This window comes from Streptomyces sp. NBC_01176 (assembly GCF_045039825.1).
Classification (GTDB): Bacteria; Actinomycetota; Actinomycetes; order Streptomycetales; family Streptomycetaceae; genus Streptomyces.
In genome coordinates this window covers 7,298,954-7,313,810 of the sequence record NZ_CP108600.1, presented here as the reverse complement: position 1 = coordinate 7,313,810, position 14,857 = coordinate 7,298,954, and the positions used below count along the sequence as shown (strand labels likewise).

17 protein-coding genes are annotated in these 14,857 nt (G+C 73.2%); 5 read left to right on the top strand and 12 right to left on the bottom strand.

What is annotated here, in order from left to right; all coding sequences use genetic code 11:
• Positions 1 to 12: 12 nt before the first annotated feature.
• Complete coding sequence (locus tag OG199_RS31680) at positions 13 to 768, top strand: SDR family oxidoreductase (RefSeq protein ID WP_356801293.1); 756 nt, start codon at positions 13 to 15, stop codon at positions 766 to 768.
• A 278-nt stretch (positions 769 to 1,046) separates the two neighbouring features.
• Here the strand turns inward: OG199_RS31680 and amaP are convergent, their stop codons facing one another.
• From amaP to OG199_RS31655, 5 genes are read right to left on the bottom strand one after another with little or no spacing between them, the layout of a single operon-like run.
• Entirely contained in the window at positions 1,047 to 1,625 is a 579-nt protein-coding gene (gene amaP, locus OG199_RS31675) for an alkaline shock response membrane anchor protein AmaP (RefSeq protein ID WP_356801295.1), read from the bottom strand.
• A 5-nt stretch (positions 1,626 to 1,630) separates the two neighbouring features.
• Positions 1,631 to 2,308 carry a DUF6286 domain-containing protein gene (locus OG199_RS31670; RefSeq protein ID WP_356801297.1) on the bottom strand — a complete coding sequence of 226 codons (678 nt, stop codon included), beginning with the start codon at positions 2,306 to 2,308 and terminating at the stop codon, positions 1,631 to 1,633.
• Positions 2,305 to 2,688, bottom strand: coding sequence for a hypothetical protein (locus tag OG199_RS31665; RefSeq protein WP_356801298.1), 384 nt, complete (start codon positions 2,686 to 2,688; stop codon positions 2,305 to 2,307). Before OG199_RS31665 ends, OG199_RS31670 begins: the two co-directional genes overlap by 4 nt.
• Positions 2,685 to 2,870 carry a hypothetical protein gene (locus OG199_RS31660; RefSeq protein WP_266698166.1) on the bottom strand — a complete coding sequence of 62 codons (186 nt, stop codon included), beginning with the start codon at positions 2,868 to 2,870 and terminating at the stop codon, positions 2,685 to 2,687. The genes OG199_RS31665 and OG199_RS31660 overlap by 4 nt, the downstream gene beginning before the upstream one ends.
• Before the next feature lie 33 nt (positions 2,871 to 2,903).
• Positions 2,904 to 3,380, bottom strand: a complete 477-nt coding sequence (locus OG199_RS31655; RefSeq protein WP_405832349.1) for an Asp23/Gls24 family envelope stress response protein — start codon at positions 3,378 to 3,380, stop codon at positions 2,904 to 2,906.
• Between the two features lie 87 nt (positions 3,381 to 3,467).
• On the opposite strand from OG199_RS31655, the gene OG199_RS31650 reads away from it, so the two are divergent.
• Complete coding sequence (locus OG199_RS31650) at positions 3,468 to 4,457, top strand: hypothetical protein (protein ID WP_405832347.1); 990 nt, start codon at positions 3,468 to 3,470, stop codon at positions 4,455 to 4,457.
• A gap of 72 nt (positions 4,458 to 4,529) precedes the next feature.
• Here the strand turns inward: OG199_RS31650 and OG199_RS31645 are convergent, their stop codons facing one another.
• The 4 genes from OG199_RS31645 to OG199_RS31630 form a co-directional block, all read right to left on the bottom strand.
• The gene (locus OG199_RS31645) at positions 4,530 to 5,333 is read right to left on the bottom strand and encodes an enoyl-CoA hydratase/isomerase family protein (protein ID WP_401809693.1); all 804 of its coding nucleotides are present in this window, start codon (positions 5,331 to 5,333) and stop codon (positions 4,530 to 4,532) included.
• A 137-nt stretch (positions 5,334 to 5,470) separates the two neighbouring features.
• A complete protein-coding gene (locus tag OG199_RS31640; protein ID WP_006123601.1) occupies positions 5,471 to 5,692 on the bottom strand; it encodes a helix-turn-helix domain-containing protein in 222 nt (73 codons plus the stop codon).
• A gap of 397 nt (positions 5,693 to 6,089) precedes the next feature.
• Positions 6,090 to 7,688, bottom strand: coding sequence for an ABC-F family ATP-binding cassette domain-containing protein (locus OG199_RS31635; RefSeq protein ID WP_356801304.1), 1,599 nt, complete (start codon positions 7,686 to 7,688; stop codon positions 6,090 to 6,092).
• 91 nt (positions 7,689 to 7,779) lie between these two features.
• Positions 7,780 to 8,280, bottom strand: a complete 501-nt coding sequence (locus tag OG199_RS31630) for a hypothetical protein (RefSeq protein WP_405832344.1) — start codon at positions 8,278 to 8,280, stop codon at positions 7,780 to 7,782.
• A gap of 253 nt (positions 8,281 to 8,533) precedes the next feature.
• Between OG199_RS31630 and OG199_RS31625 the strand changes: the two genes are divergently transcribed.
• Both OG199_RS31625 and OG199_RS31620 read left to right on the top strand, forming a co-directional pair.
• Entirely contained in the window at positions 8,534 to 9,424 is an 891-nt protein-coding gene (locus OG199_RS31625; protein ID WP_356801309.1) for a neutral zinc metallopeptidase, read from the top strand.
• A gap of 94 nt (positions 9,425 to 9,518) precedes the next feature.
• Entirely contained in the window at positions 9,519 to 9,932 is a 414-nt protein-coding gene (locus OG199_RS31620) for a VOC family protein (RefSeq protein ID WP_356801311.1), read from the top strand.
• Positions 9,933 to 9,991: 59 nt separating this feature from the next.
• Here OG199_RS31620 and OG199_RS31615 read toward each other — a convergent pair whose 3' ends face one another.
• The 3 genes from OG199_RS31615 to OG199_RS31605 all read right to left on the bottom strand — a co-directional run bounded on the left by OG199_RS31615 (position 9,992) and on the right by OG199_RS31605 (position 13,749).
• Positions 9,992 to 11,401, bottom strand: coding sequence for a hypothetical protein (locus tag OG199_RS31615; protein ID WP_356801313.1), 1,410 nt, complete (start codon positions 11,399 to 11,401; stop codon positions 9,992 to 9,994).
• Positions 11,402 to 11,669: 268 nt separating this feature from the next.
• Complete coding sequence (locus tag OG199_RS31610) at positions 11,670 to 12,797, bottom strand: alpha/beta fold hydrolase (RefSeq protein WP_356801315.1); 1,128 nt, start codon at positions 12,795 to 12,797, stop codon at positions 11,670 to 11,672.
• A gap of 214 nt (positions 12,798 to 13,011) precedes the next feature.
• On the bottom strand, positions 13,012 to 13,749 hold the full coding sequence (locus OG199_RS31605) for a class II aldolase/adducin family protein (RefSeq protein ID WP_405832342.1): 738 nt from the start codon (positions 13,747 to 13,749) through the stop codon (positions 13,012 to 13,014).
• A gap of 196 nt (positions 13,750 to 13,945) precedes the next feature.
• Here OG199_RS31605 and OG199_RS31600 point away from each other — a divergent pair, with 196 nt between their 5' ends.
• Positions 13,946 to 14,689 carry a lysozyme gene (locus tag OG199_RS31600; RefSeq protein WP_405832340.1) on the top strand — a complete coding sequence of 248 codons (744 nt, stop codon included), beginning with the start codon at positions 13,946 to 13,948 and terminating at the stop codon, positions 14,687 to 14,689.
• The last annotated feature ends 168 nt before the right edge of the window (positions 14,690 to 14,857 follow it).

Sequence of the window (14,857 nt, the reverse complement as noted above, 5' to 3'; positions counted from 1 at the left end):
AGGATGGATGCCATGGATCTTGGACTGAAGGACCGTGTGTACGTCGTCACGGGAGCCACCCGTGGTCTGGGCAACGCCGCCGCGCGCGAGCTCACCGCCGACGGCGCGAAGGTGATCGTCTCGGGGCGCGACGAGAAGAGCGCCGCCGACGCCGCGTCCGCGCTCGGCCCGAACGCGATCGGGGTGGCCGCGGACAACGCCGACCCACGGACCCCGGCCCGGCTGATCGCGGCGGCGCGCGAGCGCTTCGGCGGATTCGACGGCATCCTCATCAGCGTCGGCGGGCCGCCGCCCGGGTTCGTCGCGGACACCACGGACGAGCAGTGGACGGCCGCGTACGAGTCCGTATTCCTGGGCGCGGTCCGGCTGGCCCGCGCGGCCGCCGCGGAACTGGGTGACGGCGGTGTCGTCGGCTTCGTCCTGTCGGGTTCGGTGCACGAGCCGATCCCGGGCCTGACCATCTCCAACGGTCTGCGTCCGGGGCTCGCCGGCTTCGCCAAGTCCCTGGCCGACGAGCTGGGTCCGCGGGGCATCCGCGTGGTCGGTCTGCTCCCGGCCCGCATCGACACGGACCGCGTCCGCGAGCTCGACGCCCTCTCCGCCGACCCGGAGGCCACCCGGGCGGCCAACGAGGCCCGCATCCCGCTGCGCCGGTACGGCGCCCCGGAGGAGTTCGGCCGCACGGCGGCCTTCCTGCTCTCCCCCGCGGCGTCCTACCTGACGGGCATCATGCTGCCGGTGGACGGCGGCATGCGGCACGGGTTCTAGCGGCGGGGGCGCCGGTTCCGGCGGTACGGATGCCTGCGGCGCCGGCTCTGCCTCTGGCGGTACGGGTGCTGACGCGGCCGGGTTTCACGGTACGGCTACCGGCCGGGCCGGTTCTCGCGGACCGGGTTCCGGCCGTACCGGTGCCGGCGGCTTCCGTCGGTACCTGCGGCACCCGCCGGGATCCCCCTCGGCTCCAGCGGTCGGCGGGGGGCTGTGCCTGCCACCGTCTTCCTTCCGGAGGCAGGGGACCGGGGGTACCCCGGTCCCCTGCCTCCGGCTCAACTCACGCGTTCCGCACGGTGCTTGACCGCGCGGAGGCGCACCTCCGCGGGGAACGCGGCGAGGCCCGCCGAGTCACGGGCGTGCGCGAGCGCTTCCGTCGTGAGCAGGTGCAGCGTGTGTCCGGGGTCCACATGAGGTTCCATCAGGAGCCGCACCCGTGCGCCCGGAGCGCCCCGCCGCCCGGTCAACTGCACCTGGGCGTGCGTGACACCGTCCAGGCGCCCGGCGTCCTCGGCGAGTACGCCCTCCAGGGCCCGGCCGCGCAGCAGCGCGCCCTCACCGTCGCCGACGTCGACCAGCACCTCCGCGAGCCTGCGCCGGCGCAGCACGGCCGCCAGCCACCACAGGGCGAGCAGGACCAGCACCGCGAGCCCGGCGATGACGGCCGGCCACCACCAGCCCTGGTCCCGCCAGCGGGTCCGTCCGGCGTCGCTCAGCAGCACGTCGTGCCGCCCGTCGTGGATCCACCAGGAGGGCGGACGCACGCCCAGTCCGATGGCGAGCACGGAGCCGCCGAGGACGACCAGCGCGAGCCCGACGACTCCCAGTACCACCCGGTTGACGATCCTGAGCACCGTACTCACCCCTTCCGTCCGGGACGCCGCACGTGCACCGAGAGCGCGGGTGGCCGGGAGAGCCCCAGACCCCTGATGCCGTCGGCGAGTGTGGCGTCCAGGTCGGCACGTACCTCGTCGAGTTCGCGGAAGTGCGAGACCGCGTGCACGTCCACCGTGCGCCGCCCCGTACGGACCCTGGCCGACTGCACCCCGGAGACCTCCATGGCCCGGTCGCGCAGGGCCGTGGCGGCGGCGTCCCGGTGCAGCCCGGCCCGTACGTCGTGGTGGGTGCGACGCATCGGCAGGACGCCGCGCAGTCCCGGGGTCACCGCGAGGACGATCAGCCACAGCCCGACGGCGGCGGCGATCCCGGCGCCGACGAGAACCCACGTGTCGTCGAGGGGGCGTTCGGCCAGTTGCCGGGCGAGAGACCTGCGCCAGTGCAGAGCGGGTCGGTGCGCGCGGACGGCCGCGACGTCGTACAGGAAGACGCCCGCGCCGATCAGGAGGACCAGTGCGACGATCCCCGCGGGGACGCGGCGCGGCGACCAGAACCGTCCCTGGGCGCTGTCCTCCTCGCCGAGGGTGCGCGACGGGTCGTGGGCGTCCGCCGCCGCGGACCGGTCGAGTTCGTCCGTGGGCGGCTTCTCCATCACGGGCAAGCGTCGGGTCGTGCTGTCGGAGCCCTGGGGCTCGCTCATTGCGTCCTCCCCTGTGCCACGCCGGGTACCGGTACCAGGTGCAGCCGTTCCACCTGGACGGTCACCTCCGGCACTTCCATCCCCGTCAACGCGCTTACCCGCTCAACGACATGACAACGCACCGCTTTGCAGCGGGCGCCGATGTCGGTGGGGTAGGCGAGTTCGAGGTGGACGTGGACGCGGGCGCTGTCGTGGCGCACGAGGACCGTCGCGTGCGGAGGCGCGGCGTCCGGGGGCAGCGGCCCGACGGCCTCGCGGGCCGCCTGCGCGGCGGTCTTGGCCACGACGCGGTCGGCGATCCGGGTCGCGCCGCGCTCGCCCGCCGCGACGACGGTCACCGTCCGCCGGGTGTCACCGGCCGCGCCGGTCACGGGTGTCACCGCCGCCGGTCGTCACGCGGACGGAAGAGGGCGCCCAGGTCCAGGTCCCCTTCGAGGAACCGTCCGACGACGAAGCCGACCGCTCCCAGGGCGGCCACGAGCAGGAAGGCCCCGAATCCCCCGAAGTATCCGGCGAAGCCCAGCGCCATTCCGGCGATCATGCCGATCACGGCCATGCTCATGTGCGCTCCTCAGCAGTTCGGTGGCCGGCCCGCTCACTGGAGGCGTGACTCCGGCTCCTCGTCCTCTTCATCGGGAAGCTTCACGTCACTCACGGCGATGTTGACCTCGACGACCTCGAGACCCGTCATGCGCTCCACGGCCGTGATGACGTTCTCCCGGACCGCGCGGGCCACGTCCGCGATCGACACCCGGTACTCGACGACGATCTCCAGGTCGAGCGCGGTCTGCACCTCGCCGACCTCGGCCTTGACGCCCCTGGCGACGGACTTCGAGCCGCCCGGCACCCGGTCGCGCACCGCCCCGAAGGTACGGCTCAGCCCGCTGCCCATCGCGTGCACGCCGAGCACGTCCCTCGCCGCGAGTCCGGCGATCTTCTCCACGACGCCGTCCGCGATCGTGGTCCGCCCCCGGGTGGCGGGATCACCGCCGCCGCGCCGGCTGGGTTTACGGGTCTGGGGCGTCTCGCCCTCGGGGTTCTCCGTCCGGTTCCGCTCCGTCATGTCGGTCATCGCCGCACGTCCCTTTCGGTCGTCCTCCTCCGCCCACACTAAGTGCGCCCCCGCGATTGCGCGCCGGGGATACGGCAGGCTGGTGGAATGACGGCGGACCGATGGACGCGGGCGGTAGGACAGCGGCTCGGGCTGGGGCGACTCCTCCCCCTCGGCCACCGCCGCGACGGCGCGTGGATCACCGAGGAGGCGGCCGGCACGGTGCTGCGGCGTGCGGCGGCCGGGGTCCCCGGTGTCCGCCTCGGCGCGCTGCGGGTCTCCCTCGCGGATCCGGAGCGGACGTACGAGCCGGCCGTGCCGCCTCCGCCCGGCGCGCTGCCGCCCGGTCCGCTCCGCGTCACCGGGGAGTTCACCGCCTCGGCGGACCCTTCGGCACCGGGCGGCGGCGTACCTCTCCCGACGGCTGCGGCCCGGCTGCGTTCGGCCCTGGCCACGGCGGCGACGGAACGTCTGGGGCTCATGGTGACGGAGGTGGACCTACGGGTGACGGGACTGCTGGACACCGACGCGCCGCCCACCGCGGTGGACCCCGGCGCCCGGGGCCCGGCCGCCGGCCCGACTCCGATCGCCGGACCGGCTTCGGTCGACGGGCCGGGTTCGGTCGACGGACTGGCTTCGGTCGAGGGGCCGGGTCCGCTCGGGGAGCCGGGTCCGCTCGGGGAGACAACTCCGGGCGGGGAGACGACTCCGGGCGGTGGGGCACGTCCGGTCGACGGTCCGGCTCCCCTCGATGGGCCGGGCCCGCACGACGAGACGGCTCCGGACGGCGGGCCGACCGCGGCCGGTGGTGGGCCGGGTCCGGCCGGCGGGTCGGCTGCGGGCGAGGAGGCGCGTGTGGTGGCCGCCGTCCTGTCCGTCCCGGGTGTGGACCGGCTGAGCGGCGCGCTGGGCCGTCCGGTCCACATCAGCGAGGTCCGCGGTACGGAGCCGGCCCTGCCGCGCCGTCATGTGCGGGTCGAACTGGCGGTCTCGGCCGCCGAACGGACGGCCGACGTGGCTCGGGCGGTCAGGGCCGGCGTCGCCGAGGTCCTGCCGGACGTCCCGTCCGTGGCCGTACTGGTGACCGCCGTGCGTTAGGGCGTGGTGTTCGGTTCAGGGGCGCGAGGGACCGCACGAGCGGCCCCTCGTATGTCCGTCGTCGGAGGCCGGTCAGTCCCCCACGCCGGCGAGGTCCCGCAGTCGCCGGGCCTGGGCGGCGCGCTCGGCTCGGCGCTGCTCCTCGTACGTGCGCTCCCGCGCCCCCCGCAGCAGCGCCTTCGTCTCGACGACGGCGTCGCGCGGCGCCGCGAGCAGGGCAGCGGCGAGGTCCTGTACCGCTTCGTCGAGCTGTCCGGCCGCGACCGCGAGGTTGGCGAGCCCGGTGCGCTCGGCCTCCTCGGCCGCCACGAAGCGACCCGTCGCGCAGATCTCGAGCGCGCGGGCATAGCCCACCAGACCGACCAGCGGGTGCGTCCCCGTGAGGTCGGGCACGAGCCCGAGGCTGGTCTCGCGCATGGCGAACTGCACGTCGTCGGCGACGACGCGCAGGTCACAGGCGAGGGCGAGCTGGAACCCGGCTCCGATGGCATGCCCCTGCACGGCGGCGATGGACACGACGTCGCTGCGCCGCCACCAGGTGAACGCCTCCTGGTACTCGGCGATGGTCGCGTCGAGGTCGGCATCCGTGCCGCGCGCGAGGTCGATGAACGACGGTTCGCCGTCGAAGCCCTCGGGCGTGAACGCCTGGCGGTCGAGCCCTGCCGAGAACGACTTGCCCTCGGCACGCAGCACGACCACCCGGACGGTGCCCGGCAGTGACCGTCCGGCCTCCGTCAACGCCCGCCACAGAGCGGGACTCTGGGCGTTGCGCTTGGCCGCGTTGGTCAGCGTCACCGTGGCGATCGCGTCGTCGACGGTGAGCCGTACGCCGTCCTTGTCGAGTACGGGGTCGAGATCCTTCTCGAGCGAAGCCATGGGCTGCCTCCGATGGGTGCGGTCGGATCAGGCGCGCACCCGCGGGGGGACACACCTAAGTGACTGCACAGTAACCACCCGGTCGATCACCCGACCGACCGGGTGGCCACCACCGAAGCCGATGGGGACGCCCGGCCTCAGGCCGAGGCGGCCTTCTTGCCCCTCGTCGCTCCGCCACGCCCACGGAGCGTGACGCCCGACTCGCTGAGCATCCGGTGCACGAAGCCATACGAACGGCCGGTCTCTTCGGCCAGCGCTCGGATGCTCGCACCGGAGTCGTACTTCTTCTTCAGGTCTGCCGCGAGCTTGTCGCGCGCGGCGCCGGTTACCCGGCTGCCCTTCTTCAGAGTCTCGGCCACCCGTGCCTCCTCATGGGAAGTGCGCTCTGGACTTCTCATGATCACCCCTCAAGGGCTTCATGGCCAGCCATTCGGCAAGGTCCGTGAGACAAGGTTTTGACGACAGGAGCCCGTCCCCACGAGTGGAATTACAGGTTCCGCGCTGGTCCGTCCGTACGGCCGAACGGGTTCTTCGGCAAAGTGCCAGGTCAGCGACGCACAACGGCCGAGCCCTTGTGAACAAAGGACTCGGCCGTGAATTCGATGTAGGACACACTTCGGTACGAGGAGATCTCACACAGATGATGGATCACGGATCGGCCGAATGATCCATACGCAGTGGATCAGCCATTCGATCACGTTGTGCTGACGGCGGCCCCGGGGCTGTCCAAGCGGTCCCCGGGGGCCGTACGACGGCTCAGGCGAGGGCGACGAGGTCCGCGTAGTCGGCGCCCCACAGGTCCTCGACGCCGTCCGGTAGCAGGATGATCCGCTCCGGCTGGAGCGCCTCGACGGCACCCTCGTCGTGGGTGACGAGGACGACGGCGCCCTTGTACGTGCGCAGCGCGCCGAGGATCTCCTCGCGGCTGGCCGGGTCGAGGTTGTTCGTCGGCTCGTCGAGGAGGAGGACGTTCGCGGAGGAGACGACCAGGGTCGCGAGCGCGAGACGGGTCTTCTCGCCGCCGGAGAGGACCCCGGCCGGCTTGTCGACGTCGTCGCCGGAGAACAGGAACGAACCGAGCGTCTTGCGGACCTCGACCAGGTCCAGGTCGGGGGCGGCGGAGCGCATGTTCTCGAGCACCGTGCGCTCGGGGTCGAGGGTCTCGTGCTCCTGCGCGTAGTAGCCGAGCTTGAGGCCGTGGCCCTCGATGACGTCTCCGGTGTCGGGCTTCTCGGCGCCGCCGAGCAGGCGCAGCAGGGTCGTCTTGCCGGCGCCGTTCAGGCCGAGGATGACGACGCGGGAGCCCTTGTCGATGGCCAGGTCGACGTCGGTGAAGATCTCCAGGGAGCCGTACGACTTCGACAGTCCCTCGGCCATGAGCGGGGTCCTGCCGCAGGGCGCGGGCTCCGGGAAGCGCAGCTTGGCGACCTTGTCGGAGACACGGACGGCGTCCAGGCCGGCGAGCAGCCGGTCGGCGCGCTTGGCCATGTTCTGGGCGGCGACGGTCTTGGTGGCCTTGGCGCGCATCTTGTCGGCCTGCGCGTTCAGCGCCGCGGCCTTCTTCTCGGCGTTCTGCCGCTCGCGCTTGCGGCGCTTCTCGTCGGCCTCGCGCTGCTGCTGGTAGAGCTTCCAGCCCATGTTGTAGACGTCGATCTGGGCGCGGTTGGCGTCCAGGTAGAAGACCTTGTTGACGACCGTCTCGACGAGGTCGACGTCGTGGGAGATCACGATGAACCCGCCGCGGTACGTCTTCAGGTAGTCGCGCAGCCAGACGATCGAGTCGGCGTCCAGGTGGTTGGTGGGCTCGTCGAGCAGCAGCGTGTCGGCGTCGGAGAACAGGATCCGGGCCAGTTCGATACGGCGCCGCTGGCCGCCGGAGAGCGTGTGCAGGGGCTGGCCGAGCACACGGTCGGGCAGGTTGAGCGCGGCGGCGATGGTGGCGGCCTCGGCCTCGGCGGAGTACCCGCCCTTGGTGAGGAACTCCGTCTCCTGGCGCTCGTACTGCCGCATGGCCTTGTCGCGGGTGGCCCCCGAGCCGTTGGCGATCCGCTGTTCGTTCTCCCGCATCTTGCGCAGCAGGGTGTCCAGGCCGCGCGCGGAGAGGATGCGGTCGCGGGCGAGCACGTCGAGGTCGCCGGTGCGCGGGTCCTGCGGCAGGTAGCCGACCTCGCCCGAGCGGGCGACGTTGCCGGCGGCGGGCATGCCCTCCCCCGCGAGGACCTTGGTGAGGGTCGTCTTGCCGGCGCCGTTGCGTCCGACCAGGCCGATGCGGTCGCCCTTGGTGATGCGGAAGGTGGCGGACTCGATGAGAATGCGGGCGCCGGCGCGCAGCTCGATACCGGAGGCGGAGATCACGGACAGACTCCTGGGCAGGGTCGTTGGCGGGGTGGGCGGCTGAGGACGTTCCCGCCGTCTAATGCGCGAGGAGAATGGCCATGGGCCAAGTCTAACGGGGCGGTGCAACCACTTTTCCTGGGCGCGGGGGTTCGGCACTGTGACGCTCGCCCCGCCGTCCGTTGCCCAGCGGCGTGCGGTGCGGGGCGACGACGCCCAGGTCGTCCACCGCGACGAGCCCGGCCGTCCAGCGGTCCTCGGCGGGGCAGGGCCGGGCGATCAGGAGCACCGTGCCGTGACGAACGGCACGTGCGGGCGCGAAGCGGCAGCCGGGCCGGGCGGCCAGGATCCAGCGCAGATCGCCGTCGGCGACGCGGTACGCGGCGACGCGCTCGGGGGTGATCACGGCGAGCATGCCCTCGCCCAGGAGTCGCAGCACGCCGGTCGCCTCGTGGTCCGCGAGCCGGCGGGCGGTTCCGGGCAGCGCCCGGTGCCGGCGGGCGGTTCCGGGCAGCGCCCGGTGCCGGCGGACGACGCTCCCGTCGCGCCGCGTGGTGCCGGTGACCAGCCCGTCGTCCCAGAGCGCGATCGCGTCCCCGCGCGCGGGGAGCACGGCGAGCGGGCGGTGGGGCCCTGGCGCGCGTAGGTCCAGCGGGCGCGGCCGGTCGCCGCGTCGTAGGCCTCGACGGTGGCGCCGGCCGTCCGCAGCGGGGGCCTCGACGGCAGCGACGTGCCCTGGGCGTGCTCCCCGCTGCGGTCGGCGGAGGTCGCCCGTTCGGCCCTCCGCCCGGAGCCGGGGGGCCGGGCACGTACGAGGATGGCGGCACCGAGCGACATACGCGGCCGTACGCGGAGGATGGTGCGCCATGCAGTTCGACGACGACGCCGACCTGGACACCTCCGAGGTCCAGGACGAGCGCGGCAGCCGGATCCCCGGCGGCCGGGCTACCGTCGGCGGCGGTATCGCCGGCCTTGTCGCGCTGCTGCTCGGGCTGTTCTTCGGAGTGGGACCCGACCAGCTCGGGCTCTCCTCCGGCGACGACCAGCCCGCGACGACCTCCTCCTCGCTCGACCAGATCAAGGAGACGTGCCGGACGGGGCGGGACGCGAACGCCAAGGAGGACTGCCGCGTCGTGGCGGTGGTCAACAGCGTGCAGGACTTCTGGACACAGGAGTTCGCGCGGCGCGACGGCGTGTACACACGTTCGCCGACCGTCTTCTTCAGCAACCGGGTGGCCACCGCCTGCGGCACCGCGACCTCGGCCGTCGGGCCGTTCTACTGCCCCGCCGACCGCAAGGTCTACGTGGACCTGGGCTTCTTCGACGACCTGCGGACCAAGTTCGGCTCCAGTGGCGGTCCGTTCGCGCAGGCCTACGTGGTGGCGCACGAGTACGGGCACCACGTGCAGGACCTGATGGGGACGCTGGGCCGGGCCCAGGACGGTGTCTCGGGCGCGACCAGCAACTCGGTGAAGGTGGAACTGCAGGCCGACTGTTATGCCGGGGTGTGGGCGCACCACGCGACGACGACGAAGGACCCGTCGACGGGCAGGCCGCTGCTCAGCAGTCTCACCGCGGCCGACATCCGCGACGGGCTGGACGCGGCGGCGGCCGTCGGCGACGACCGGATCCAGCAGAGGTTCCAGGGGCGGGTGACGCCGGAGACGTGGACGCACGGCTCGGCCGCGCAGCGGCAGCAGTGGTTCTACCAGGGCTACCGCACCGGCGACATGGCGCAGTGCAACACCTTCCGCTGACGGCCCCGTCCCGCTCGTGGGGCGTTGTCAGTGGCCGGTGCGAGACTGTGGGGCAGGTCACATTCCGACGGCGGGACGAGAAGGAGTGGTCGGTATGGCGGGGATGGACGGCGGACGTCCGAGCATCTACCCGACACTGCTGTACGCGGACGCGAAGGCGGCGATCAGGCAGCTCACGGAGGCCTTCGGCTTCACCGAGCTGTCGGTGTACGAGAGCGAGGACGGCACGGTGATGCACGCCGAGCTGGTCCAGGGCGGCGGAGCGGTCATGCTCGGCTCCAAGGGCCGCGGCGGCGTCTTCGACACCGCGATGAAGGACGCCGGCCCCACGGGGGTGTACGTGGTGGTGGACGACGTCGACGCACACCACCAGCGCGCCGTGGACCACGGCGCGGAGATCCTGATGCCCCCGACCGACCAGGACTACGGCTCGCGGGACTATCTGGCCCGCGACGCCGAGGGCAACGTCTGGAGCTTCGGCACGTACGCGCCGGAGACGGGCGGCTAGGGCGGGCCTGCCCCCTCCCGGCGGGCGGGCGCCGGGGCGGCCACGGCCCGAGCCGCCGTTCAGCTCCCCCCGGTGTGCACCTGGAAGGCGGCCCGGCGGACGGCCTTGGCGAGCGCCGGGTCCGGGTGCGCGGCCGCGAGCGCGACCAGGACCTGGACGGTGCGGGGGTGCCCTACGGCCCGCACCTCGTCGAGGAGCGCGGGCACGGTCGGCTGCACGGCGGACTCCAGGTGGCGCACCAGGAGCGGCGCCTCGCCGTGGTCGGCGACCGCGGCGGCGGTGTCGACCCACAACCAGGTGGACTCCTCGCGGGTGAGGACCTCGTGGGCGTCCTCGGGGTCGTGGCCGTCGTGCTCGGCGAGCCACAGCAGGGCGTAGGGGCGCAGCCAGCTCTCCTCGGCCACGGAGCGCACGTCGGGCTCGGCCGGGGCGCCGACCACCCGCAGTGCCTCGAAGGCGAGACCGCGGGTGAGGGCGTCCTCGCCGCGGGCGGCCTCCAGGAGTTCGGTGACGGCGCTGCCGACGGGGCGGGCGGCGAGCCAGGCGCGGTACTCGGCGCGGGCCGCGTTGGGGCGCAGTTGGGCACAGCCGCGGAGCATGTCCGCGGCGGGCTGCTCGATGTTCCCGGCGGGGCTCTGGGCGGCGACGCAGATCTGCTCCAGCTTGACCCAGACCGCCCAGCTGCCGAGCGGGGTGAGGGTGGCCTGTCCGTCGGCGCAGGTGAGCGCTCCCACGGCGGCGAGGGCGTGCAGGGCCCAGTCGAGGAGAGGGGCGAGCGGGGCGTCCGGGTCCGGGAGCGCGGCGGTCTCCGGGGCGGGATCCGGCTGGGGGCCGTAGGGGATCTCGCAGCGCTCGGTGCGCAGCTCCGTGACCCGCTGTTCGAGGAGGTCGAGGAGCTGTTCCACGGGGACGGGTCCGGCGGAGAGCTGGAGGAAGGAGAGCACCTGGGGCATCGCGGAGACGACCTCGGCGACGGCGGACGCCTCACGGTCCGCGGGCTCCGGATGGGCGAGCGACCAGGCGTCGAAGAGGGCGACCCAGCCGCGCAGGACCGCGCTGTCGTCGCGGTTCCAGGCGCGCAGACGCCAGCCGGGGCGGGCGATGTCGCCGTGCACCTCGACGAGGCCCGCGAGGCGTGCGGTGTCCCAGTCCGCGCGGACCTGAGCCGGGGTCAGGCCCAACTCCTCGGCGGCCCGTTCGGCGGTTGCCGCGGAGAGGGTGCCCTTGCCGTCGGGGGTCGCGCCGTCGCGCCCCGGGCCGAGCATGGAGTCGGCCCAGCGGGCGACACGGGCCGCGCCGGCGAGGCCGGCACGTGCCATACGGGCGAGTTCCGCCGGCGGCGGGGTGCCCTCGGGGGGCCGGGGTGCGGGTCGGCGCGAGCTGCGCTGGGTCACCGCTCGGGGGGCGGCAGCCAGGGGCCGCGGGCGGACGAGTCGGAGCCTGGAGTCGCGCGGGTTACGGGACGTCACAGGTGCAGTCTTCCGGTTGGCGGTCCGAAAACCCAAACGGAATGTCACAGCAGGCGACAGGGGTGGCCAATGCACGGGGTTTTGCGGGGGCTCGACATGTGTGCGCGGGGCCCCGCTCGAGTTGACCCGATCCGAACCGGAAGCGTGCCGGTGCTTCGCCGGAGCGCCCTGCGAAAGGGGCGGCACGGCGCTCCCGGCCGCCGTGCGGGAGGAGCGGCGCTGTGCGCCGGTGCGGCGGTCGCCGGGCCTCGTGCGTAGGGCCGGTCCCCTACATCAGGGGGGTCAGGAAGCGGCGCAGGACTTCTTCGTACTCGGTGGGGTCGGCGTTCCACAGGGCGCCGTGCGGGGCCTGCGCGACCGTGTGCAGGGTGACCAGGTCCGGGCGGCGCCGGGCGAGACGGCGCGAGGGTCCCCAGGGGGCGAGGACGTCGTCCGGGCCGTGCAGCACCAGCGTCGGCACCTTGAGCCGGTCGGGGTCGGCGGCCTGCCAGGTGCGGTCGCCGTGCAGTCCGGTGCGGCCCTGGGCGGCCCGGACCGCGAGCGGCAGCAGGGCTCTCGGGGTGTGGCGGGCGGTGGCGAGGGCGCGCAGCGTGGCTTCCCAGTCGAGGACGGGGGAGTCCAGGACCAGCCCGGCGATCCGGTCCCGCAGGGCGGAGTGGGTGGCGGTGCGCAGGGCCATGGTGGCGCCGGTGGACCAGCCGTACAGGACGACCTGCGCGGCGCCGTAGCGGATCGCGTAACGCAGCGCGGCGTCCAGGTCGCGCCACTCGGTCTCGCCGAGGTGGCCGAGGCCGTCCGGGGGACGGGGCGCGCCGACGTCTCCCCGGTAGGCGAGGTCGAGGACGGGGAGCCGGCTGCGGTGCAGGAACTCCATCACGTTCATCGGGAGTTCCCGGGTGGCACCCAGGCCGTGCACGGTGATCACCCAGGTGTCGCGGACGCCGGGCACGAACCAGGCGGGCAGCGGGCCGAGCTCTCCGGGCACGTCCACGTCGGCGTGCTCGAGGCCGAGTGCGGTGCTCGGGTTGCCGACGTACAGGTTCGGGGTGAGCCAGACCCGGTCGCCGGGCCGCAGGGTGCCGTGGGTGACGCGTTCGAGGCGGCGTACGACCGTGTCGGCGCTGTGGGGCGCGTTCTCCAGGACCGGGCCGACGACCGCGTGCGAGCCGTCGCCGGCCAGTCCGTACGTTCCCGGTCGCCGGGAGGCCAGGGCGCGGGTGAGCGTGATCCGGCCCGGGGCCGTGGCGTGCACGGTGAGCCGCGGCTCGGTGGGCAGGGGCCTGCCGGGCGGCGCCTTGAGCGCGGCGTCGCTGGCGAACCGTCCCACCGCCACGGAGGCCGCGCTCGCGGCCAGGGCTACGGTGACGGCCGCGGCCGTCGCTTTGGCAGTACGCACGGATTCAGTCTCACGGCGCATCCCGTTGTCGGCCAGTGGGCGCGCGGACCGGCGGCTCCGCCCTCCGGGGGCGGCGAGGGGGGTCTCGCGGGTCGCGGGGCAGGGGATCGGCCGCACGGCGACCGTCGCTGGGACGGACCTGCCGTCCCCGACCGTCGCTGGGACGGACCTGCCGTCCCGGACCGTCACGGGACGGACCTGCCGTCCCGGACCGTCACGGGACCGACACACCGTTCGCGCCGGGGCCGGGCTGGCCGTACCCGCGCAGCCGCTCGCCCGCCTCCTCCAACTGTTCCCGCGACAGCAGCGCGGGCGACAGTCCCGGCACGGACGACGCCAGGAGCCACACGCGGGACATCCACTCCAACTGCGCGGTGCGGTCGTACGCCCGGTCCAGGGAGTCGCCGTGGGCGAGGGTGCCGTGGTTCTGGAGGAGGCAGGCCGTGCGCCGGGTCAGCGCCTGAAGCATGTTCTCGGCCAACTCGGGGGTTCCATATGCGGCATAAGGTGCAACACGGACAGGCCCGCCGAGAGCGCCCGCCATGTAGTGGATCAGGGGGAGTTCGGTCACGAGCGTCGACACCGCCGTCGCGTGCGCGGCGTGGGTGTGGACGACGGCGCGCGCCTCGGTGGCGCGGTAGACCGCCAGATGCATCGGCAGTTCGCTGGTCGGACGGAGAACACCGAGGGTCTGCCGGCCGTCGAGGTCGACCCCGACGGCGTCGTCGGGCGTGAGCCGGTCGTAGGGCACTCCGGTCGGTGTGACCAGGACCGTGTCACCGACCCGCACCGAGACGTTGCCCGAGGTTCCGACGACCAGCCCGTCGGCCACCGTCCGGCGGGCCGTCGCGACGAGTTCGCCCCACGCCTCGGCCACCTCCCGCGTCCGCGCACCGCGTGCGCCCTCCCCCACGTCCCGCCCGACCCGCGCGTCCCGCCGCTGCTCCGCCATGCCCGCGATCCTGTCAGCACGGACGTCAACCGGGTGGCGGCGAGGGCACTTTAGGGCGGAAGACCTACGTCCGTAAGGGTGCATATGAGGACACATCACCCTTTTAAAGCTATTGGCTGGTGATCGACGTGTATTGAATGATCTTCCACTAACCTCTGGGGGATTTACCGTGCACGACGCCATTCCGGGGGGAAACATGGCCCGTGGTCACCAACCGTTCCGCGCCCGCGCCCTCGTGGCCGCGGCCGCCCTGGCGGCGCTCGCCGCCACCGGAAGCGCGCTCGCCGGTACACCGGCCGCCGCGGCCGGTGCGCCCAGAGGCCATGACGTCTCCTCGCACCAGAAGAACGTCGACTGGCAGGGCGCGAAGGCGAAGGGCGCCCGGTTCGTGTACGTGAAGGCCACCGAGTCCCACACCTACCGCAACCCCTATTTCGACCAGCAGTACAACGGGGCGTACGACGCGGGGATCCTCCGCGGCGCCTACCACTTCGCGCGGCCGGACAAGTCGTCCGGCGCCACCCAGGCCGAGTACTTCGTCCACAACGGGGGCGACTGGCAGGCCGACGGCCGGACCCTGCCGCCCGCGCTCGACATCGAGTACAACCCGTACAGCAAGCACAAGTGTTACGGCATGAGCAAGGCCGGACTCGTCGGCTGGATCCAGGACTTCAGCGACGAGCTGGAACGGGAGACGGGCCGCCGTCCGGTGATCTACACGACCGCCCACTGGTGGGACACCTGCACCGGGGACAGCCGCGCCTTCGCCGCGGACCACCCCCTCTGGCTGGCCCGCTACGACACCCCGGACGCGGGCGCCCTGCCGGGCGGCTGGTCGTCCTGGACGTTCTGGCAGTACGACAACAACGGGACCCTGCCGGGTGACCAGAATCTCTTCCACGGATCCATGGCCCGGCTGAAAAGGCTCGCGAAGGGCTAGCGGAGCCCGATATTCCGCCTTCGTTCGAACCACGGGCCACCCCTCCGCCAACCACACCGGCGCAAGCGGAGGGGCGATCCGTGGTTCGATACACCCCTAAGCCCGCCTCAGTTCATCTTCCGTTCACTCAGGTTGCCTACGGTCCACCTGCCACTGACGTCAAACAGA